This window comes from Halobacillus litoralis (assembly GCF_009856415.1).
Lineage (GTDB): Bacteria > Bacillota > Bacilli > Bacillales > Halobacillaceae > Halobacillus > Halobacillus litoralis_C.
Window position 1 is genome coordinate 668851 of sequence record NZ_WMEZ01000002.1, and the last position, 22130, is coordinate 690980.

Genomic DNA, 22130 nt, shown 5'->3' on the forward strand with positions numbered 1-22130 from the left:
GAGGACAGGAAGGTTTCCTTATGCAATATTGAACGAACGTTTGAGCTATTCGCGTCTTCTGTTATTTTCCTGCCTTTTCTTCGAATAACCGGGCAATTTCGACAATGACTTGAGTCGCTTTTTCCATACTATCCAGCGAAATATATTCGTACTTCCCGTGGAAATTCTCTCCGCCTGTAAATAGGTTCGGAGTAGGAAGCCCCATATAGGAAAGTTGAGAGCCGTCCGTCCCTCCCCTGATCGGTTTCACAAGTGGTTTTACTTCTTTATTCAGCATCGCCTCATGAGCGATATCTACAATGTGTTTGACGGGTTCGATTTTATCACCCATGTTGTAATATTGATCTTCCATGCTCAGATCCACTCGTTTCATTCCATGTTTTTCACGAATGGATTCAGCTATTTGCTGCATCTTCTCTTTTCTATGTTGAAACGCCTCTTTGTCATGATCCCGAATCAAGTAAGTCAACTCGGCTTTCTCTACGTCTCCCTGAATGGAGTGTAGATGGAAAAAGCCTTCATACTCCTCCGTATGCTCAGGAGCTTCTTGTCCAGGTAACGATTCTTGAAACGCCACCGCCAACTTGGCCGCATTTACCATTTTGTTCTTGGCTGTGCCCGGGTGCACGCTGTGGCCGTGGAAGGTCACTTTAGCTGTCGCCGCATTGAAGCTCTCATATTGGAGTTCACCGAGCGGACCACCATCGACCGTATAAGCATAAGACGCCCCGAACCGTTCCACGTCAAATTTATGTGGGCCTCTCCCAATCTCTTCATCCGGAGTGAAAGCTACACGAATTTTCCCATGCTTGATCTCTGAATTTTTGATCAGATGATTTAGTGCGGTCATAATTTCGGTAATGCCCGCTTTGTTGTCCGCACCAAGAAGTGTTGTGCCATCTGTCGTAATCAATGTCTGACCTTTATATGTAGGAAGTTCCGGGAACTCTTCGGGTGAAAGTACAACATCCTTGTTCAATTGAATAACACCACCGTCATAACCTTCAACAATTTGCGGGTTCACCCCAGTTCCCGTAAAATCCGTAGCTGTATCGATGTGTGCAAGAAAACCGATAACAGGAACTTCTTTATCCGTGTTGGCAGGAAGTGTCGCCATCACATATGCGTAGTCATCGACGGTGACTTCCTCCATTCCAAGCTCCTTCAGTTCGTCCACCAGTTTATTAGCGAGCTCCCATTGTTTTTCGGTGGATGGAGTTGTCAGGCTGTTTTCATCCGATTGCGTATCGATTTTCACATAAGAAGTAAAGCGTTCCAGTAATTCTTTTTTCATTCTAGTTCCCCCTCCAAATTCAAGCTTCTTTTTTCAGTTTATTCTTACTAAGATTAAAAGTAAATGTATTGCTTCACCGGCAAACTTTGGTATTCTTAACATAGTGATTAAACTCTTATAAAAAGGTGTGTCCGCTTTTGATTCATAAACGTTGGTTCCAAGTCATTGTTACCGCTATTCTCCTCTCGCTGTTGGTTTTATTATTAAACCAAATCCATTTTTTCTTTGAACCCATTTTGACATATATTGCTGCCATCGCTGTTCCTCTCATTGGCGGAGGAATTCTTTTTTATATTTCACGACCGATCCTGCAGCTGCTAGAAAAATACCGCATTCCCCGTATACTGGGGATTTTGATCATTTTCCTGCTCTACATATTCATTGGATTTTTGATCACCCGTTTCATTGCTCCAATTGCTCAGGAGCAATTCACAAAACTTGTGGACAATATTCCTGATATGGCCGAGATGTTAAGTGAAACCGTTACGTACTGGCAGCAAAACCAGGATATTATTCCAAGTGAATTCAACAGCACCATTGATAACGTAGTCAATAACTTAGAAACATACTTACAAGGCGCACCCACGGTCATTATCAACGTCGTCAGTCAGCTGATCGGCTTTGTCTTCGCCCTCGTTCTTATCCCTTTCTTCCTTTTCTTCATGTTGAAAGATGGAGATAAGCTTGTGCCATTCATTAAGAAATTTTTAAGTGATCGTGCCGCAAGAAGCTTCGAAAAGCTGGCCCGCTCCGTCGACTACACACTGAATGCCTTCATCCTGGGACAAATGACAGTAAGTATTGTGGTTGGTCTTCTGCTTTTGATCGGATACATGATCATTGACTTGAAGTATGCCCTAACACTGGCTTTGTTTGCCATGGTCATGAACGTCATTCCATTCGTGGGACCATTTTTAGCTGTCATTCCAGCCTTGCTCGTAGGTCTGTTTCAGGATCCGATCCTTGCTGTCTGGGTGGCCGTTATTACGATCATCGCGCAACAGCTGGAAGGAAACTTTGTATCCCCGAACGTCATGGGGAAAGCGCTCAGCATCCACCCACTAACCATCATCACCTTGATTCTGGCAGCAGGAAGTCTCGCCGGATTCCTGGGATTGCTGTTCGCGATCCCGACCTATGCGGTATTGAAAGCCATCAGCAGTCACTTTTATGAAGAGTGGCTCGAAAGAAGAGAGACGACGAATCCAGAATAATACGAGAAGAAGCCCGCTATTTATAGTGGGTTTCATTTTTTGCAAAACAAGACGATTGCAACACGATATGGAAGCGAGGAAAAGAAAATGTCACAACCGAAACTTTGGACATGGCCGTTCATTTTTTTGATTTTAGCCAACCTATTCACATTCATGAGCTTTCAAATGCTTCTTCCAAACCTGCCTCCCTATATTGAATCCATCGGAGGCTCGAGTTTACAAGTCGGACTAATTACAACGACGTTTGCTTTTGCCGCGATCATCATCCGCCCTTTCATCGGCCACCTGTTAATGACGCGGCCACGTAAAATCCTCGTGTTGATTGGAGCCATCTCCCTACTCGTCATGACCGCCCTTTACCCGATTACCCAAGTGGTTGTCATTCTTTTAATCATTCGTTTCATTCACGGGATCGCATGGGGATGGTCGACAACGGTAAACGGAACCGCCGCTGTCGATCTCGTTCCAAGAAGACGCGTAGGAGAAGGCATGGGGTATTTCGGCCTCTCTGTAACGGTCGGGATGATTATGGCTCCGAGTCTGGGTATCTACCTTTACCAAAATTATTCCTTCAATCTTCTTGTTGGCATTGCTGTTGCCCTAGGTTTGATTGCTATTCTTCTCTTTTCCATTACTAGCTTTGTTACACCTGAGCAGGTTTATAAGAACCAAGAAAACCCTCCGCGATTTTCTTTTACTGGTTCACTCATTGAAAAAAGAAGCTGGTATCCGGCTCTCGTTACGATACTGAATACTTTCGGATATGGCTCGGTGGTCACCTATATCGTGATCTTCGGCAATGAACAAGGACTTTCAGGGACTTTTCTTTTCTATTTCTTTAATGCTGTATTTGCGACCATAACGAGACCAATCACAGGCCGCTACTTTGATAAAAACGGTCCGTGGAAATTGATTATGATTTGTTCTATTCTTTCATTTAGCGCCATGTGGGTGCTTGCCCTAGCCAGTTCGAATGTCCACTTAATCATTGCAGGAGCTATATTCGGGATTGGTTTCGGATCCATGATGCCCGCCCTTCAAGCATGGGTGATTTCCAAAACGACGACAGAGAGAAGCGGGATTGCTAACGGGATGTATTATTCATCGATCGACCTCGGAATCGGTTCTAGCGCATTCATTCTTGGGTTTATTTATCAGTTCGTCGAAACGGCTACACTATTCAAGTTGTCCAGCTTCCTATTCCTACTCGTCTTACTGCTCACGATTTTGGACTACAGAAAACAAACCGAACCCTGGGTAGCTCCCGAATAAGGTTTCTTACCAACAATATGGCAGGATTGTGGAAGACTTAGCTTCGAGACTTTTGTTGAGTGGATGGGGGCTGCGGGGAATGAGTCGCTTTCCGTGGGAGCGCGGTGAGCCTCCTCGGACTGCGTCCTGCGGGGTCTCACCATGCACTTTTTCCCTCAGGAGTCTCCCCATTCCCCTCCGCCCCTTTGCCATGTGAGTGTCTCGAAACCGATTCCGGAATCAGCCCATTTTCAACTGATGGAGATGAGTAGTTTTAAGCACACGGGTCAAGTATGTGGATTATGCTAGATATAGAGAGCTTCCTGCGTACACCACAAGGACAGTAGATGATTGTACTACTTTGCAAAGGGGTTCGTTTCTCCCTTACATGGAATGGGGTGGTTGGGAAGCTGCGAGACTCCCGTGGGAGAAGGAGTTAGGCGAGATCCCGTAGGACGCAGTCCGAGGAAGCTCGGCGCTCCCCCACAGGAAAGCGAGTGGCTTCCCAGCCACCCCTAACGCTCAACCAGGCAACGAACCCCGGGAACATCTCGAAACTGAGTCTTCCACAATCGGGAGCTTTAGTTGAAGTGAATTATTCTTTATCTAGCATAAAAAATGTCCAGAGCAGTGAGCTCTGGACATTTTTTTAAGTGCTTTATTCGCCTGATGCTTCAATTTCTTCAAGAAGCTTATCAAGGACTTGTCCGTCTACGGTAGATACATCACTACGGTAGAAGTCACGGACAGGAAGCGCTTTTTCTTTGAAAGCTTTCCGCTGTTCTTCTGTCAATTCGATAATTTCCGTTGGGTTTTCCGTATCATTTTTAATCGTTTCTAGATACTCTTCATTTTGCTTCTTCTGTTCTTCGAATACCCAGTCCTGCATTTCTTTAACGGTTTCGTCCACCATTGTCTTCATTTCATCGTCAAGACCTGCGTACCAGTCTGTGTTTACTGTCGTCATGGCTACATAGTTGTTGTGGTTGGAAAGTGTCATGTAATCCTGCACTTCGTAGAAAGATGCATCTCCAATGAAGAAGATTGGATTTTCTTGCCCTTCTACTGTACCTCTATCCAATGCTGTGTATAGCTCTGACCAACTCATTGGAGTAGGATCTGCTCCGTACGCCTCGTATGATTTCAGGATTAAAGGAGACGTCTGTGTACGCATTTTAAAGTTTTCAAAGTCGGCCGGTTTTTCAATCGGCTTGCTGGATGTCCACTGCATCGCACCCTCTGTCCAGTACGCTAATGGAGAAATGCTATGTTCTTCATACAATTCGCGAAGATCTGAATTCAGTGCTTCACTATCATTCAAAATTTGTTGTGTTTGTTCCACACTATCAGGGAAAAGGAAATGCAAAGCAAAGATCTGTCCCTCTTTCACCATGTTCCCTGTAAAACCAGGAGACATGATGGCCATTTGGACGGTCCCGTTTTGAAGCTGTTCTACTTGGTCTGTCTCACTACCAAGTCCACCAAATTCATAAACATCAATGTTTACGGCTCCATCCGATTTTTCGTTCATCCGCTTAGCGAATTCTTCTGCGTATTCATATTGGACCTGTCCATCCACTTCTTCCGTTACGAACTTCCAGTTGTAGGTTTCTCCACCATCACCACTGGCATTGCCGTTCCCGTCGTCACTTCCACCACAGGCAGCAATAACCATACTGAGCATGACCAACGACATGAAAGTTAAAATACTTCTTTTTCTAAAGATAACAATGACCTCCCCTTATTTTTGTATATCAGCTTCCACTCTCGATTAAAGAAGGATGAGTGAAAGTTCCTCAAAGAATATTAGTAATATTGAAATGGCAAACATCATCAGAATATATGGCGGTGTGCCTTTGATGACCTCTAAATACGGCTTATTGAATACCGCACTAGCTGTAAAGATATCCACCCCGAATGGTGGCGTAGCTGACCCTAAAGCCGCTTGGAATGTGATTACAACACCTAAATGGATCGGGTCTACTCCTGCGCTCATTGCTGCAGGATAGAAGATTGGAGTCAAGATCAAAATAACCACGATTGGATCGACAAACATACATCCAATAAAGAAGAAAATCGTTACCATCAAAAGAACATAAATGGCACTAGGATCTGATCCAAGAACGGTTTCCGTAATCATTTGCGGGATTCTAGCGAATGATATAACCCATGTAAAAGCTTGTCCACCAGCGACAAGTACAAAAACAGCCGATGTCACTAATCCTGTAGAACGTGCAATCTTTGGAAGTTCTTTTATATGTACAGACCTGTAAACCAGCACTTCCAATACAAATGCATACAGCACAGACATACCTGCTGCCTCTGTCGGACTAAACAGCCCCGTGTAGATTCCCCCAATAATTAAAACCGGGAACCCTAATGGAAGGAGGGCCTTTTTAGTCATCTGCAGCCTTTCGCTCCATGTGGCTTTATTCGCCAATGGAATGTCCGCCATTTTTGCGTAGATGACACTGTAGATGGAAAAACATAAGAAAACAATAACGCCCGGAATAATTCCTGCGATAAACAAATCACCTACGGATGTTCCAGATACCAATCCGTATATGATCATCCCGATACTTGGCGGGACTAGTAAAGCTACATCACTGGAATTGATAATCAAGGCCATCGCTGTCGGGTCTTTATAGCCAATTTTCAGCAAGCGCTCTCTCATCGGTTTACCGATGGCTACGACAGTCGCCTGTGTGGATCCGGATATCGCACCGAACAATGTACATGCAGCTGCGGTCGTAACCGCATAGCCTCCCCGTATATGTCCTATAAAAGAACCGATAAAATCTAACAATCGATTCGATGTTTTTCCTGTCGTCATAATATCCGCTGCAAAAATGAACAACGGCACGGCAAGAAGAACATAAGGTTCTATACCTGTAGAAAATTGTTGCATTAAAATCATAGGATCCAAATTCGGAAAGTATATGAACATAATGACCAATGGTGCTACCATCAATGGAATCATCATTGGGAAGTTCAATAAAAGAAGGATCACCATAATTATGAGCATCGTTGCTATCATATCGTTACCCTTTCTTCATCATAATTTTTATTACAAGTGCGTTCCTTCTAGCTCTTTTGTTTTTTCGTCGTTATAATCTTTTGCATCTGTTCCTAAATACACTTCATCACGATGTTTTATGTTGATCCATGCATTTCTTAGGAACTGAATGCCTCCAAGTAAAAATCCGATTGGGATAAAGATATATAAATAATACGCAGGCATCTCCAATGCGGATGTCACTCTGCCAGATTCATAGACATCGAGGACATAAAACCCTGAATAATACGCAAGGACAAATAATACAGCAGCGGTTCCTAGAGGAATGAACACAGCTAGTACCTTTCTCACTTTGAAAGGGGCCAAGTCATAAAATGCAGACATGCTTATATGGCGTCCTTTCCTTGCTGCGTAACTGATTCCCATGAATGTAGCTACCACAATCGCTATTTGACTCACTTCGTCTGCAAAGGGTGGTGAATAGCTGAATAGCGCCCTGCTTAAAGCTTTTCCTACGACCATCAATGCAATGATGATGACCGCATAACTTAATATGAATTCTTCGATCTTCAGAATGATTTTGTCTACTACCTTTAATACATTCAACTATGTAATCCTCCTAAATGATTGATGTGGTAGTTTTTAGGTCAATTACTAAACATAATACCGAAATCGATACCTTTCACTCAAATCAGTTTAAACAGAATTTTTCGTATATTTTATGTATATTTTGCCTTGTAAGGAACTTGTAATTGTTGGATGCTTATATGTTCCACATAGCTCAATATAGATGCTGAATGCTTCAAATTTACCATTAAAATTTCCTTATTTTGTAAAATAATAGACAATTGAATCCCCTATTCTTTCATATCCAATCTTTTTATAAATCGAATTCGATGTAGAATTGGCAAGATCCGTATAGAGAGAGCAAAAAGAATAGCCACTCTTCAACAGTTTATCCGTCAGATGCCAAACGGCTTGAGAGGCATATCCTTTCCTTTTATACTGATCAGGTGTAAATACAGCATTGATTGTCGCTCCATGCTTCGTTGTTCGTGCCCGGCTCGCCATGGAAACAGCTGTTCCTTCAACGATCCATAAATGAAGGCGCTGATCCTCAATCAGACTTTCAGCCAATTCCTTTGCCCGTCCAGCTACATGGCTCTCCCCTGTTTCCTTTCCAAACTGTTCCAACCAACTTTCAACAAGGGGCTGATGGGAAGCATCCGCTTCAATTAACTGTCCCGTTTGCTTTCGGATCGGTTTCAATTGATCCAGCCTGAATATCCCTTGTTCCATCTGCAGTTCTGCTTTCTGCCCTGTATGGTGCTTCCATTCTTTCAAGAAACACTCCACCGCGCTCCGTTCCCCAACTACTCCAGGGACCTCATGGTCTTCATTTACCAAATACTGAACAAATGCACGGATATGAACAGGTTCCCAATGATTAAGCGATGGAATGATCCATAAATGTGGAGGCGTTCTCATGGACATGAACGCAGTTTTCCCATTGTCCTGGAAGCTGATTAAATGACAAGCTTCTTGCCCTTGGGAATTTTTCAGTCGTTCTAAAATCCCCAAAGGCAGGTTGTTTTCCGCTTCCTTATCCATTAGCAATGGTTCCACTCGTTCATGAAACTTGAATGGGTCGTGTTCATAAATTATAGTCATCTATAGTACCCCTTTTCTTTTTTGCTTCAAACCATTTTTTGATAAAATTCTGAATAAGATGAATTTTTTTCATTATACGTCTCAATCACAAGTAGAACAACATAAAGAAAGGAAGAATAAACCATGACCAAAAAAGAGATCCAAGATCAAATTGCTTTCTTGAAATCTGATTATATCCGTATTCAAGGGGATTTAGATAAGCTGGAAGCTGCCGGCGGTAACATTCAAAATGCTGAAAAACAGCTGGCTCGAATGGAAGAAGAGTTAAAAGAACTAAATAAGCAATTAGCTCAGGCGGAGCAATAAGAAAAGACGGAGGAAACTGAATTCCTCCGTCTTTTCTTATTACGATTTCTTTTTATTTTCTTTATCTTTTCTCTGCCCCTCAAGTTTTTCCTGGATTTTTTCAAACTCTTTGCTCGGAGGCATTAAAGAAACGATGACATCACCATTTTCTGCCTTATACTCCATTTCAGGAGTGAAGAAATCAACTTTTCCAGAGGCCCTTTTTGCAAATAGGAGCATGGCGTGTTGATCCATATTTTTCATATAGTCCTTGAAGGTATATTGTTCTGTGATCGTCGTTTTTCGGAATACATAGCCATTTTCCACTCGAGCATTCAATTCTTCCCAGGAAGCCCCTTCTTCAAATAGAACTCTCCCGCCAATCGTATGCACAAGATCTTCCAAATCGTCTCCCTCTCTATTACTCAAACTCAATTGGAAGGAGTTGTTACGACCGAATTCCGGGACGAAGGTCGTACAAACGAGGGCGTTGTAAGAATCTAATTCTGAAGCGGCAACCAGATACTCATAGGGTGTCATGTCTAAATAATACTCGGTTTGCTCAGATAAGATTTCTCCATGATAGGATTCAATGCCTCGGGAACGTGCACGTGAAAGTCTCTCCCAAGAAGAATCTGTTAGAAGAACCGGAATTTTAAGTTCCTCCAATGTCTTGGCAAGACCTGTTGTGAAGGCACTTCCTCCAGCGATCAGTACTCCTGGAGGTCCCTCCATCGATAATCCCAGCTTTTTCGCAAGCCAACCAATAGAGAAACCATGGGCCACAACAGTTGTAAATACAAGAGCAAAGGTCAATGAGATGAGAATCGACGCATCCTCAAATCCTTCCTCTAAAAGAACACTCGCAAAATAACTGGCAACAGTCAGGGCGACAATCCCTCTCGGTGCAATCCAACCGACAAGAAGCTTCTCTGATTTAGATAAATCCGTCCCCACAGTGGATAGAAAAATTGACAAAGGTCGGACGATAAACAACATTAAAGCTACAAAGCCAATAATCTGTATGTTGAAGATTTCTACCAATGTATCGACCGTCAAGGAAGCGGTCAGCATGACGAAAATGGTGGAAATCAACAATAAGGATATATTTTCTTTAAAGTGTCGCATATCTGCAATGGACGAGATGTGCATATTCGCAAGGGTCATCCCCATCGCTGTTACAGACAATAGACCCGTTTCATGCATGATTTCATCAGCAATTGTAAAACAAGCAATAACCACTGCAAAGACGGCTGGAGATTTAAGGAACTCAGGGATGTACCCTGTTTCGAACATCCAGCCGACCCCTTTTCCGCAAACCCAGCCCAGAAAGACAGCAAAGGCGGAAGCGGCAAAGAACATCAATAACGTAGAAGGGTCATTGTTGGTCAAAAATAGGATGATTTCAAATGCAAATACCGCCAGTAATGCACCGATGGGATCGACAATGATTCCTTCCCATTTCAAGATTTTAGCTGGCCGTGGTTTTAACTTTGCCTGCCGTAATAAAGGGAGGATTACAGTCGGGCCGGTAACAATGAATAAGCCTCCGATCGTAAAGGCTACAGCCCAGGACAATCCAGCCACATAATGAGCCGCTAAGGAACCTAATATCCAGCTCAGAAACGCACCGAAAGTCACAATCCTGAACACAGGTCGACCTAAACCCTTCACTTCCTTCATATCCAGGTTCAAGCTTCCTTCGAAAAGGATGACGGCGACGGCCAAAGAGATGATCGGCTTATAAAGTTCTCCGAAGTCCTGCTCAGGGTTCATGAGACCTAGTACAGGTCCGGCTAAGAGACCGGCGATGGACATAACTACAATGGCAGGCAACCGAAAGCGCCAGGCCACCCATTGTGATCCTACGCCGAGAAACCCCACTAACATCAGTTGTAAGAGTAACGATTCTATCATTGAACAGTCTCCTTCTGTAAGGTGTATGTACGACCCTCGAGTAATATAGACATATTCTATATGCCTCTCCCTCATCTGTAAACTAAATTGTCTGTAAAAAACTTCCCTTCCACTTCAAACTTTCTACCAATAAAGCTCCCTATTGTGGAAGGGTCAGTTTCGAGATGATTCCGGGCTTCGTTTACCATAATAGGAGTCAGGGGTGGTTGGGAAGCGCCAAGCTTCCTCAGACTGCGTCCTGCGGGATCTCGCCTATCTCCTTCTCCCAAGGGAGTCCCGCAGCTTCCCAACCACTCCATTTGATGTAAGTGAGAAACGAACCCCTATACCAAGATGGGACGTCTTCCACACCCCTACTCAAAATCAGGCATAATGTGCTCATATTAAGCTTTCACGCTCCAGAATAACCACTGGAGAGAACTTTATCTTGGATTAATCATACAGGCAGAATGTCCGATCAGTGGTTTCGAGCCACTGATATGGCAAAGGGGCTCGCCATTCCCCCGCATCCCCCATCCAAATAAATATCTCGAAACTGAGTATTCTAGCTATATTGTTGAATAAATCCTTAATTTGTAAGGGAATCCTACAAAAAATGGTATGGTAATCATAACCTTTTAAATTTTCTAAAAAAATAATTGACAGAAAGGTGTGACATTGATAGTATTACGGCGGTGCGTTAATCTCATTCACTTTTTAATAATGAAAATTTTGCAGAAGCCTTGATTATTGCCGCTCATCTTTTGGATAAGAGCGCTTTTTTTACGCAAAATATACAGACATCTATGAGGAGGAGCCAGTATGAAAGCAAGAGACACAATTTTTATTGGATTTACGTTGTTCGCTTTGTTTTTCGGTGCTGGAAACTTGATCTATCCTGTTTCCCTCGGTATTGAATCAGGAACATCCTACTTCCCGGCTATTTTCGGTTTTGTCATTACTGGTGTAGGTTTACCTATCATTACCGTAGCGGCTATATCGCTTGTACGTAACGGCGCCGTTCAATTAGCTGGGCGCGTCCACCCGATGTTCGGGTTATTATTTACATCGATGGTCTACCTTGTCATTGGACCTTTCTTTGCTATTCCAAGGGCTGCAAACGTTGCCTTTGAAACAGGCATTGTTCCCTTTACCAATGGAGAATCATTGACATTATTCATTTTTACGGTCTTATTTTTTGTACTCGTTTATTGGCTCAGCCGCAATCCATCTAAACTCGTGGATCGCGTAGGACAAATTTTGACCCCTGCTTTGTTCCTGGCCATCCTTGGTCTTGTCATTGGAAGCTTCTTTCTGCTAAATGGTCCTATTCAACCAGCAGGTGAAAAATATCAGACACAACCTTTCTTTACGGGATTCATTGAAGGTTACTTGACCATGGATGCCATCGCTTCTCTTGCTTTCGGTATTATCGTCGTTTCCTCCTTCCGTGATCGAGGGGTCACCGATCCGAAAACGTTAACCACCCGGACACTAAAAGCAGGTTTAGTGACAGCCATTGGTCTAACCACTGTCTATGTAGCTATTGGTTGGATCGGAGCTAGAATGGCAACGGAAGGGTCCTTTGATAATGGAAGTGCCATCCTGGCTGGTGCTGCACAAATCATGTATGGAGATGTAGGAACGCTGTTACTTGGTGTGATTGTAGGACTCGCCTGTTTGACGACATGTATCGGTCTAACTGTCGCCTGTGGACAGTTCTTTTCAAAACGTGTGCCAGGACTGACTTATAAACATGTCACCATCATCGTTACTCTAATTAGTTTTGCTATATCCAATATCGGCTTGAATCAAATCATCGCTTATTCTGTCCCGGTGCTTGTATTCGTTTATCCGATCACCATTGTTCTCGTTGCCCTTACATTCATGAGCCCGCTCTTTAACCACTCCCCTTATGTGTATCGAGGAGCCATTTTGTTGACGGCCATCATAGGGGTTTACGATGGACTCGTGGCTTTTGGCGCCGATGTTTCTGCGATCGAGCCATTAATCAGTCAACTGCCTTTGTTCGAATTGAATTTAAGCTGGGTCTTTCCTGCCATTATCGGAGGCGTCGCCGGGCTTTTAATTGATTACTTTAAAGGGCAACCTCGTCATAAAGAAAGCTTACAGAACAGTTAACGTATGAAAATCCCTCTCCATGGTGGAGAGGGATTTTTTATTGATCCAGAAGCGTCACGCTGACTTTCACATCAAGGTTCTGGCCTCCTCCTCGATAGACTCCTTGGAGCGGGCTGACATCAGCATAATCTCTTCCTGTACCAATCCTGATGTGTTGTTCTAGTGCTTCCACATTATTCGTAGGATCTAAACCGACCCACCCGATTCCGGGCACCATCACTTCCACCCACGCATGTGTAGCCGCATCCCCTACAAGTGCTGAATCTTCTCCAACATAAAGATAACCACTCACATAACGGGCAGGTACACCCTGGGACCTTAAGACCCCAATCATAATATGGGCAAAATCCTGGCACACTCCGGATCTCAATGGCCAAGATTCGTAGGCCTTGGTATTGACCTGGGTCGTCGTTGTATCATATCGGATCAATTGATTGATATACTCCATCAACCTTAAAGAAAAGCGTATAGGGTCCTTTGCGTCTCCGACTTCATTGATAATCTCTTCGTGTTGTTCTTTATACAGGAAAGTATACGGCGTTTCGTTTAAGTAGGCCAGATAGTGATGACGAAAAAGTTCGGAATGAAAAATCGTCTGCATTTCATCTGAACATTCAATCATACGGATGAATGGACTTTTTTGAATACTGACCGTCGATGTCGTCTTCAACGTCAAATGTTCGTGTTTTTCGGGAATGAAAAATGTTTCCACATGATTCCCCCAGAGATCAATGTGTTCTTTCGTCATTGATCCTGGAGTGATTTCTGTCCGGTAAGCCAATAACCTCTGACATTCATCCGTCCTTGGTTTCAGGCGAATGTGGTTCATGCTCTGATCGACAAAATTATCATAATAAAAGGTGTTGGTATGCTCAATTTGGAACTTCACGGTGTATTCCTCCTGGGTAGCCTTTACTTAACGTGTACGGGTTCAATTAAATAATAGGTTTGTGAGAACATGCGACTCAGTGTCATGCAGCGATCTTGGAAATGGTCTAAAAAGGCCATCAGCTCATTCATATCCATCTCCTCAATATTCGTACTCGTAATTTCATCCTGGATAAGTTCAAGCATTTGGAAAAGATCCTCGGAATAATGAGAGATTTTCCCGCCTTCAAGCTTGTTGACCGCTTCGAGGACATGATCCATACAGTATCGGATCGACCTTGGGAACGTCCCTTCTTTAATCAAAAAGCTAAGGACGTGCTTCGATTCCATTGTAGGTGGATGTTCTTTAATATACGCATCATAACCATTTAGGAACTGCAGGGCTGTGAGCCAATAATAGTAGTGATCCGTAGGGACATCCGCTTCTTTTCTGTTTTTTTCACAGGTCACATTCAGTATTCTTGCTGTTTTCTCAGCACGTTCCAACCATTTCCCTACTTTAATAAAAGTATAGGGAGTACCGCGACTCATACTGGACTCAATGACCCCCTGGGATGTCATTGAGGTTTTAATGACATGATCCAGATAATCCTGGGTATGCTGCCTTGTGTTCGGGAGCTCCTGCCAATCCTTTTGGTCCAGATGGAAGGCATTTAACACCTCCCAAAGTTCTTCAGGAAGGATATCCCTTGTCGAGCGAGCATTCTCCCGGGCATAATTCATGCAGTTCATAAGAGAATTCACATTAAATGGACTGATGGTCAAGTATTGAATCAGAGTTTCCCTATCCAAACGATCATATAGACTGTAATAATCTTTCGCAGAAGCACAGACTTCCACAATTTCTTCCCAGTCCCGATCCGCTGCCTCCTGGTTTTGTGCTTCCAACATATGAATAAGCTGGACACTAAGGACCCTCGCATTGTTTTCAGCGCGTTCTATATTTCTCGACATCCAGTAAAGAGAATCTGCTACACGACTAAGCATGGTCATCACCACTTTCTGTCAAAATCCACGTATCTTTTCCTCCTCCACCTTGAGAGGAGTTCACAACAAGTGAGCCTTCTTTAAGGGCTACTCGTGATAATCCGCCAGGAAGTACATTCGTCCTTTCACCATTCATGACGAACACACGTAAATCCACGTGACATGGATAAAATCTACCTTCCTGATACGCAGGAGCCCTGGATAATTTAATGGTCGGTTGAGCGATATATTGATGAGGATTTTCAATGATTTTCTTTTTGAATTCTTCACGTTCACTTTCTTCCGACTGCGGACCGATCAACATGTCATACCCGCCCGAAGCACCGACATTTTTCACAACCAGTTCATGGATGTTCTCCAGCACATAATCGAGACGTTCAGGATCACTTAGGAAGTAGGTTTCAACGTTTGGGATAATTGGATCCTCCCCAAGGTAGAAGCGAATCATATCAGGTACATAAACATACATCGCTTTATCATCCGCGACACCATTGCCAATGCCGTTAAGTATCGATACATTTCCTTTTCGATAAGCCCTGAGCAATCCAGGTACCCCGAGGGCAGAGTCAGGACGGAACGCTTCAGGATCAAGGAAATCATCGTCGATTCTTCTATAAATGATATCCACACGTTTCAACCCTTTGATGGTCTTCATGTAAACGACATCATCTTTGACAATCATATCTCTTCCTTCCACCAGTTCAATTCCCATCTGTTGAGCGAGGAAGACATGATCATAGTAAGCAGAGTTGTAAATCCCCGGCGTCAACAGGACAGCTGTCGGTGATTTTTCAGGGTTTGCATTGGCAGGCAGATGGCTGGTAACCGCCTGGTGGAGCTCTGATAACTGATGCTCTAATGTTTCAATGGAATGTTGGAAAAACAATTCAGGATACACTTGTCTCATGACATATCGATTTTGAAAAACATAGGACATTCCTGAAGGATTACGCAAATTATCTTCTAATACCCGGTATTGACCATTTTCATCTCTAATCAAATCCACTCCCGCAAGGAATATATGGTTCCTTAAAGGGATATTAATGCCACCGACTTGTTTGTTGTAGTAATAAGGGTTATTCTCAATCAATTCTCTTGGGATGACTCCCGCTTCTACAATTTCCTGTTCATGATAGATATCCTCTAAAAAATGATTGAGCGCGGTCATCCGCTGCTTCATTCCTTTTTCAATCTCTTCCCAGTCTTGTCTCGGAATGATGATTGGAACAAAGTCGAACGGCATCGTCCTCTCCGTTCCCCCCGTATGGTTATACACGGTAAATGTAATGCCTTGTCTAAGAAAATTAAGCTGAGCTGTTTCATGCTTTTTCATCAAATCGCGATCAGTAAATTCATTGACCAGTTGATAAAACCATTGGTAGTGTTTTTTCGGCTCACCACCCTGGTTCATCATTTCATCAAAGTAAACACCCGTTTGATAATTAGTTAGCACGACCTCTCCTCCATTCCTACTTACTACAAATCCTTTACCCTTAGTTTACTTCAATCACTCATTAATTGTAAGAAAATTTAAACAACATTCAGTATCTCCTGTATAGTTATTGAAGTAAATGGCAGGATTTTGTAAGACTTAGTTTCGAGATGTTTGTGTGCGTTTAGGGGCTCCGGGAAACAGTTCGCTTTCCATGGGGCGGGCGGTGAGCCTCCTCAGGCTACGCCTTCCGGGGTCTCACCTGTCCCACACGTCCCATAGGAGTCTCACCGTTTCCCTCCGCCCCTTTACTATATTCAGTGACTCGAAACCACCTCTAAGATAAGTAGCTACCCACCTTAATGGGAGTGTAAGGTTAAACTCCCCATTACTAGGTTCAAGAATCCTGAAAGCTTGATACAGAGAGCTTTATGCTTCTAACAGTCGGATAGTGGAAGACAAACCAATTTGGTAAAGGAGTTCGTTTCTCCTTTACACGGAATGGGGTGGTTGGGAAGCTGCGATACCTCCGTGGGAATGGATTGGCTGGCGAGACCCCACAGAGCGAAGCTCGAGGAGGCTTGCCGTCATCCCCACAGGAAAGCGAGTAGCTTCCCAACCACCCCTGACTGCCTATAGGGCAAACGAACCTCCCGTTATCATGAAACTGAGTCTTCCGCAATTGGGAGCTTATGTGAAAACAACCTTTTGAAAAAAAGAGGACCAGGTCGTCCTTATTGGGGATGACCTGGTCCGGTGGGGAATGGTAGAGACTATTTAATGTTGATGACGATTTTCCCTTTGGCATGGTGGGTTTCGCTGACGCTATGGGCTTCTTGTAATCCTTCTTGACTGAGATCAAAGCGATGTCCGATAACCGATACTAAATCTCCTTCTTCCATCATGGAAGCGAGTTTTGAGAGCTTCTCTCCGCTCGGCTCGAGCCAGACGAATCCAGCTTTTACTCCATGTTTGGCAGCAAGATCCTCATCCGGTGGCTGGACAATGGACGGAAGGCGGCCCCCTTCTTTCAGGACAGAAAAGCTTTTTTCCTGAATTTCTCCCCCGAGGGTATCGAGGACGATGTCATAATCACTTAATACTTCTGAGAATTCCTCTTCCTTATAATTGATAAAACGATCGACCCCCAGTTTCTCTACCCACTCCTGGTTCTTTCCACTGGCTGTCGCTGCTACATACGCTCCTTTTTGTTTCGCAATTTGGATGGCATAATGGCCGACGCCACCTGACCCTGCATGAATGAGAACATGGTCCCCTTCCTGGATATCGCTGAAATCCACTAAACACTGCCAGGCGGTAAGACCTGCCAATGGCACCGCTGCCGCTTCCTCAAAAGAAACGTTCTCAGGAAGGTGTGCTAAAAGATGTTCATCCACTGCTGTGTACTCTGCATACGTTCCGAATCGTGTTGTATCAGGTCGAGCAAAAACTCGATCGCCCACTTTGAAGTTTTCTACTGCAGAACCAACCTCTGCGACGATCCCTGCAGCATCCCACCCTAAAATGATAGGAAATTCAAAGTCCAGCATTTCTTTTAAATAACCTTCCCTAAGCTTCCAGTCGATGGGGTTGATCGATGTGGCATGCAATTCCACGACCACCTGTTTCTCATTTGGTACAGGATAATCCACGTCTTTTTCTTTTAGTTGATTTCTATCTCCATATTGCTCAATAACAATGGCCTTCATCTTATTATCGCTCCTTTTCAGAGGTATGACTTCTATAGTTTTCCCCACAGTTTTCACGTGAAACATGATAAGATGTGGGAGAAAGAAGATTATGTATAAAAGGATGATCACGATGATTCAACAGGCCGAAAAAATTCTCCACCAATACTACGGTTATTCCTCATTCCGCCCTGGTCAAAAAGAGGCCATTACTCATGTTTTAGATCAAAAGAACACACTGGCCGTCATGCCTACAGGAGGCGGAAAATCCCTCTGCTATCAAATCCCCGGTCTCACTTTGCAAGGAACAGCGATCATCATATCCCCATTGATTTCTTTGATGAAAGACCAAGTGGACGCTCTTCACTCCTATGGGGTGGCCGCTACTTACATCAACAGCTCTCTTTCTCATACAGAGCAGCAACAAAGACTGCGTGATATGGAAAACGGCCGCTATTCCTTCGTGTATGTCGCTCCAGAACGGTTTGACTCACCCAACTTTTTGGCCGCTATCAACAGCATTTCCCTTTCGTTGATTGCTTTTGATGAAGCGCACTGTATTTCCCAATGGGGCCATGACTTCCGTCCAAGCTACCGATCGATTGTCCCTACCTTGAAAAAGGTCGCAAACCTTCCTGTCCTTATGGCGCTAACAGCTACAGCCACCCAGGAAGTAATTAAAGACATTAAAGAGTTGATCGATGTCGAGGATACGAATGTTATCAATACAGGGTTCGCAAGGGACAACTTATCCTTCCGTATTATCAAAGGCCGTGACAAGCGAGAATTCATCAGTGAATACCTGACTCAAATCCCCAATGAATCCGGTATCATTTATACGGCCACACGCAAAGATGCCGATCAGCTTCATTACCTTTTAACGAAAAAGGGATTTGCCGCTGGAAAATATCACGCAGGAATGACAGAGCATCAAAGAAAGCAGGCGCAGATCGATTTTGTTCAAGATGAAATAACCACGATGATTGCAACGAATGCATTCGGGATGGGTATTGATAAATCAAATGTCCATTATGTCATTCACTATTCTATGCCAATGAATATTGAGTCTTATTACCAGGAAGCGGGTCGTGCTGGCCGTGATGGTGAGCCAGGTGACTGTGTGTTGCTCTTTTCCAGTCAGGATATCAACCTTCAACGTTTTTTAATTGACCAATCACCAAATGAAGAAAAGAAAAAGGACGAGTACACGAAACTCCAGGCCATGGTGAATTATTGCCATACCCATTCCTGCTTGCAGCAATACATTCTCGACTACTTTGATGACCCGACAGACTCCGAACCGTGTGGGAAATGTACGAATTGCACCCACGAGGGTGAAGAGCAGGATATGACGAAAGAAGCGCAAATGGTATTGTCCTGTGTGAAACGCATGGGCGAAAGGTTCGGAGCCGGCCTCACAGCGAAGGTGCTCAAAGGTTCTTCTGACCAAAAAGTCAAACAGTTCCGGTTCCAACAGCTATCGACCTATGGCATTATGCCGAATTATACAGAAAAAGAATTGACTCGATTCATTCAGTTTTTAACAGCGGAAGGCTATCTGTCTACAGGCGAAGGACGCTACCCTTCACTAAAGCTGACGAATGAAGCTGTTTCTGTTATTAAAGGAAGCCAGCCAGTCCTTATGCTTGTTGAATCCACAACGAAAAAACAAAAAACCGAATACAATGAGCAATATTTTGAAGAGTTGCGACAGCTACGTAAATCGATTGCAGATGAAAGCAACCTCCCCCCTTACGTCATCTTCTCTGATGCCACACTCAAAGACTTGACCATCTATCTCCCAGAAAGCAAAGAAGAAATGATGAACATCAAAGGAATCGGGGAGCAGAAATTCGAGAAATACGGGGAACAGTTCTTAGAGAAATTACGCCCCTGGGCACAAGAGACGGAGGCTAAATCTACGCCGGTTCGCTCAACCGAACCTTCTATTCATAAGAGAGATCCGTTTGACGATCGTCCCAGCCACATCATTTCTTACGACCTTTGGAAACAAGGAAATGATGTGGAAGACATAGCAAAAGAAAGAGGGATAGGTAAACAAACGATTGAGAACCATATTTTCCGAGCAGGAGAAGAGGGAAATGAGATCGATTGGGACCGATGGTTTGATGAAGAACAAGAAAGCAACATCTTGGAAGTCTATGGTCAAATGGAGGATCGAAAATTGAAACCCTTGAAAGAGTCTCTGCCTGAGGGGTATTCCTACTCTATGATCAAAGCTGTCCTTGTGAAGCATAACTTGATTGATGAATGATAGTTGAGGAGGAAGATTCATGACTAAACCTGTAATCTCAAGAGAAGATGTAAAAGCATTGGACCAACAAGACCCGCTTCAAAGGTTCAAACGTGAATTTTATCAAGAAGGTTTTTATTATATGGATGGGAACTCCCTCGGTTTGCTTTCGAAACGTTCGGAGGAAACCCTCTCTACTTCGGTGAACGATTGGAAGGAGCATGCCATCGGAGGATGGACCGACGGAGAAGAACCTTGGTTTTACATGTCAGAAAAGATCGGCGCTCTGACCGCTCCTCTCATCGGCGCAAAACCGGAAGAAGTGATCAATACCGGCTCCATTACATCGAATATTCATCAGTTGCTAGCGACTTTTTATAAGCCAGAAGGAAAACGGACGAAAATCCTAGCTGATGAACTGAACTTTCCGTCTGATATCTATGCCATGAAGAGCCAAATCAAATGGCACGGGTTAGACCCACAAGAGCATTTGATCCGAGTCCAAAGTGAGGATGGCTATACATTATCCGAAGATACCATCATTAATGAAATGAACGAAGACATCGCTGTTCTTCTCTTACCTTCCGTTTTGTATCGTAGTGGTCAACTGCTCGATATTGAAAAAATAACAAAGGCAGCCCATGAATATGGCATCATCGTCGGCTTTGATCTTGCCCACTCCATTGGTGCTCTTCCTCACCGCTTGAACGAATGGGGCGTCGACTTTGCTGTCTGGTGCACCTATAAGTATTTGAACAGCGGGCCTGGCGGGGTCGGTGGACTGTATGTAAACGAAAAGCACATCGGCAAAAGTCCAGGACTTGCTGGTTGGTTCAGTTCTGACAAAGACAAGCAGTTCGACATGAGCCACGAGTTAACTCCTGCTGCTTCCGCAGGAGCTTTCCAAATCGGGACTCCACATGTGCTCAGTTCAGCGCCTCTCCTAGGTTCACTGGAACTTTTTGAAGAAGCGGGCATCCAACAGATTAGAGAAAAATCATTGAAGCTCACTCGTTTACTGATGGACCTCATCCATCAGGAGATCTCAGGGCTTGGTTTCAGAGTTGGCAACCCTTTGAATGATGAGCACCGCGGGGGCCATGTCTGTCTCGTTCATGACGAGGCGGCAAGTATCTGTAAAGCGTTAAAAAAAGAAGCCATCATCCCTGACTTCCGTTCACCGAACGTCATCCGCCTGGCCCCGATCGCTTTTTATACGTCTTACGAAGATGTGTATGACGTCGTGTTAACCTTGAAAGACATCATGGAGAATGAAAAACAAAAGCAATTCAAAAATGAAAGAGACACCATCGCCTAAGGAGGTTTGTGATCATGAAATTCATCGATATTACGATGCCACTAAATAACGAAACGCCACCCTGGCCGGGAGATGAGCCGTTTGAATACAAGTTGACATGGTCCATGGAAGATACGGGATCAGTCAATGTTGGCCAATTTAAAGGCAGTAACCATATCGGGACACACGTAGATGCTCCCTATCACTATGATTCAGCCGGCTTGAAAATCGCAGACCTTCCCGTTGGTCGATTTTCAGGCCAAGCTCTAGTCGTGTCCGTAAAGGATCATTCGGTCATCACTAAAAAGCTGTTGGAAGATATAGACTTGAGCAAGGTAAGTAAAGTTTTATTTCATACAGATAGCTGGAAAGACCGCACCCGCTTCCCAGATCCATACACGGTCATCGGTGAAGATGTAGGTCCTTTTTTAAAACAGCATGACATCGACCTCATCGGCATCGATACCCCTTCTGTTGATCCTGAAACGAGCAAAGAGTTGAAAGGCCATCATACCCTCTACCAGAATGATATCTTAATTCTTGAAGGGATCGACCTTTCTCCAGTGTCTCCAGGAATTTATGAGCTTTTTGCTTTTCCATTAAAAATGGAGCAAGCTGACGGAAGCCCCGTCCGCGCCGTCCTGCGAACCATCGACGCTTCCTAAGCGGCTCCCGTTTTTTGAAGAATCAGTTTCAAGACGCTTATGTGGTCCTAGGAACTCTGGGGAAATGGTTCACTTTCCCGATTCCTTTTCTATATCTGCTTAAAGTTTAAAAAATGCCCAGGAGACTAGTCCTGGGCACTTTTCGTATAA

Annotated in this window: 17 protein-coding genes; 7 read left to right on the top strand and 10 right to left on the bottom strand. The window is 44.0% G+C overall.

Annotated elements, in window-relative coordinates; genetic code table 11:
* Window positions 1-61: 61 nt before the first annotated feature.
* A complete protein-coding gene (gene pepT, locus GLV98_RS08795) occupies window positions 62-1294 on the bottom strand; it encodes a peptidase T (RefSeq protein ID WP_160914092.1) in 1233 nt (410 codons plus the stop codon).
* A 137-nt stretch (window positions 1295-1431) separates the two neighbouring features.
* On the opposite strand from pepT, the gene GLV98_RS08800 reads away from it, so the two are divergent.
* Window positions 1432-2508: an AI-2E family transporter gene (locus GLV98_RS08800; protein WP_160914095.1), complete on the top strand. Its 1077-nt coding sequence runs from the start codon at window positions 1432-1434 to the stop codon at window positions 2506-2508.
* Window positions 2509-2595: 87 nt separating this feature from the next.
* Entirely contained in the window at window positions 2596-3780 is a 1185-nt protein-coding gene (locus GLV98_RS08805; RefSeq protein ID WP_160914097.1) for an MFS transporter, read from the top strand.
* 637 nt (window positions 3781-4417) lie between these two features.
* Here the strand turns inward: GLV98_RS08805 and GLV98_RS08810 are convergent.
* The 4 genes from GLV98_RS08810 to GLV98_RS08825 all read right to left on the bottom strand — a co-directional run bounded on the left by GLV98_RS08810 (window position 4418) and on the right by GLV98_RS08825 (window position 8446).
* The gene (locus GLV98_RS08810) at window positions 4418-5455 is read right to left on the bottom strand and encodes a DctP family TRAP transporter solute-binding subunit (protein WP_160914099.1); all 1038 of its coding nucleotides are present in this window, start codon (window positions 5453-5455) and stop codon (window positions 4418-4420) included.
* 75 nt (window positions 5456-5530) lie between these two features.
* Window positions 5531-6796 (bottom strand): TRAP transporter large permease, encoded by a 1266-nt coding sequence (locus tag GLV98_RS08815; RefSeq protein ID WP_146815179.1) that lies wholly within the window; start codon window positions 6794-6796, stop codon window positions 5531-5533.
* Window positions 6797-6826: 30 nt separating this feature from the next.
* On the bottom strand, window positions 6827-7381 hold the full coding sequence (locus GLV98_RS08820; protein WP_160914101.1) for a TRAP transporter small permease: 555 nt from the start codon (window positions 7379-7381) through the stop codon (window positions 6827-6829).
* Window positions 7382-7600: 219 nt separating this feature from the next.
* Window positions 7601-8446 (bottom strand): GNAT family N-acetyltransferase, encoded by an 846-nt coding sequence (locus tag GLV98_RS08825; protein ID WP_160914103.1) that lies wholly within the window; start codon window positions 8444-8446, stop codon window positions 7601-7603.
* A 123-nt stretch (window positions 8447-8569) separates the two neighbouring features.
* Between GLV98_RS08825 and GLV98_RS08830 the strand changes: the two genes are divergently transcribed.
* Window positions 8570-8752, top strand: coding sequence for an SE1832 family protein (locus GLV98_RS08830; protein WP_089653638.1), 183 nt, complete (start codon window positions 8570-8572; stop codon window positions 8750-8752).
* A 39-nt stretch (window positions 8753-8791) separates the two neighbouring features.
* On the opposite strand, the gene GLV98_RS08835 is transcribed toward GLV98_RS08830, so the two are convergent.
* Window positions 8792-10648: a cation:proton antiporter gene (locus tag GLV98_RS08835; protein WP_160914106.1), complete on the bottom strand. Its 1857-nt coding sequence runs from the start codon at window positions 10646-10648 to the stop codon at window positions 8792-8794.
* A gap of 801 nt (window positions 10649-11449) precedes the next feature.
* On the opposite strand from GLV98_RS08835, the gene brnQ reads away from it, so the two are divergent.
* A complete protein-coding gene (gene brnQ / locus GLV98_RS08840) occupies window positions 11450-12769 on the top strand; it encodes a branched-chain amino acid transport system II carrier protein (protein WP_160914108.1) in 1320 nt (439 codons plus the stop codon).
* Window positions 12770-12806: 37 nt separating this feature from the next.
* On the opposite strand, the gene GLV98_RS08845 is transcribed toward brnQ, so the two are convergent.
* The 4 genes from GLV98_RS08845 to GLV98_RS08860 all read right to left on the bottom strand — a co-directional run bounded on the left by GLV98_RS08845 (window position 12807) and on the right by GLV98_RS08860 (window position 17785).
* Complete coding sequence (locus tag GLV98_RS08845; protein ID WP_160914110.1) at window positions 12807-13658, bottom strand: transglutaminase domain-containing protein; 852 nt, start codon at window positions 13656-13658, stop codon at window positions 12807-12809.
* A 23-nt stretch (window positions 13659-13681) separates the two neighbouring features.
* Complete coding sequence (locus GLV98_RS08850) at window positions 13682-14644, bottom strand: alpha-E domain-containing protein (RefSeq protein WP_160914112.1); 963 nt, start codon at window positions 14642-14644, stop codon at window positions 13682-13684.
* Window positions 14637-16097 carry a circularly permuted type 2 ATP-grasp protein gene (locus tag GLV98_RS08855; RefSeq protein ID WP_160914115.1) on the bottom strand — a complete coding sequence of 487 codons (1461 nt, stop codon included), beginning with the start codon at window positions 16095-16097 and terminating at the stop codon, window positions 14637-14639. Before GLV98_RS08855 ends, GLV98_RS08850 begins: the two co-directional genes overlap by 8 nt.
* Window positions 16098-16849: 752 nt before the next feature.
* Window positions 16850-17785, bottom strand: a complete 936-nt coding sequence (locus tag GLV98_RS08860; protein WP_160914117.1) for an NADP-dependent oxidoreductase — start codon at window positions 17783-17785, stop codon at window positions 16850-16852.
* Window positions 17786-17897: 112 nt separating this feature from the next.
* On the opposite strand from GLV98_RS08860, the gene recQ reads away from it, so the two are divergent.
* From recQ to kynB, 3 genes are read left to right on the top strand one after another with little or no spacing between them, the layout of a single operon-like run.
* Window positions 17898-20039: a DNA helicase RecQ gene (recQ, locus tag GLV98_RS08865; protein WP_160914532.1), complete on the top strand. Its 2142-nt coding sequence runs from the start codon at window positions 17898-17900 to the stop codon at window positions 20037-20039.
* Window positions 20040-20058: 19 nt separating this feature from the next.
* A complete protein-coding gene (gene kynU, locus GLV98_RS08870) occupies window positions 20059-21336 on the top strand; it encodes a kynureninase (protein WP_160914119.1) in 1278 nt (425 codons plus the stop codon).
* Between the two features lie 14 nt (window positions 21337-21350).
* Window positions 21351-21980 (top strand): arylformamidase, encoded by a 630-nt coding sequence (gene kynB, locus GLV98_RS08875; RefSeq protein ID WP_160914122.1) that lies wholly within the window; start codon window positions 21351-21353, stop codon window positions 21978-21980.
* The last annotated feature ends 150 nt before the right edge of the window (window positions 21981-22130 follow it).

Excerpts from the sequence above, each read along its gene's own strand:
- GLV98_RS08850 (WP_160914112.1), bottom strand. The coding sequence starts at position 14,644 with ATGCTTAGTCGTGTAGCAGATTCTCTTTACTGGATGTCGAGAAATATA.
- GLV98_RS08810 (WP_160914099.1), bottom strand. The coding sequence starts at position 5,455 with ATGTCGTTGGTCATGCTCAGTATGGTTATTGCTGCCTGTGGTGGAAGT.
- GLV98_RS08825 (WP_160914103.1), bottom strand. The coding sequence starts at position 8,446 with ATGACTATAATTTATGAACACGACCCATTCAAGTTTCATGAACGAGTG.
- GLV98_RS08860 (WP_160914117.1), bottom strand. The coding sequence starts at position 17,785 with ATGAAGGCCATTGTTATTGAGCAATATGGAGATAGAAATCAACTAAAA.
- recQ (WP_160914532.1), top strand. The coding sequence starts at position 17,898 with ATGATTCAACAGGCCGAAAAAATTCTCCACCAATACTACGGTTATTCC.
- pepT (WP_160914092.1), bottom strand. The coding sequence starts at position 1,294 with ATGAAAAAAGAATTACTGGAACGCTTTACTTCTTATGTGAAAATCGAT.
- GLV98_RS08835 (WP_160914106.1), bottom strand. The coding sequence starts at position 10,648 with ATGATAGAATCGTTACTCTTACAACTGATGTTAGTGGGGTTTCTCGGC.
- kynU (WP_160914119.1), top strand. The coding sequence starts at position 20,059 with ATGACTAAACCTGTAATCTCAAGAGAAGATGTAAAAGCATTGGACCAA.
- GLV98_RS08805 (WP_160914097.1), top strand. The coding sequence starts at position 2,596 with ATGTCACAACCGAAACTTTGGACATGGCCGTTCATTTTTTTGATTTTA.
- GLV98_RS08830 (WP_089653638.1), top strand. The coding sequence starts at position 8,570 with ATGACCAAAAAAGAGATCCAAGATCAAATTGCTTTCTTGAAATCTGAT.
- GLV98_RS08815 (WP_146815179.1), bottom strand. The coding sequence starts at position 6,796 with ATGATAGCAACGATGCTCATAATTATGGTGATCCTTCTTTTATTGAAC.
- brnQ (WP_160914108.1), top strand. The coding sequence starts at position 11,450 with ATGAAAGCAAGAGACACAATTTTTATTGGATTTACGTTGTTCGCTTTG.
- kynB (WP_160914122.1), top strand. The coding sequence starts at position 21,351 with ATGAAATTCATCGATATTACGATGCCACTAAATAACGAAACGCCACCC.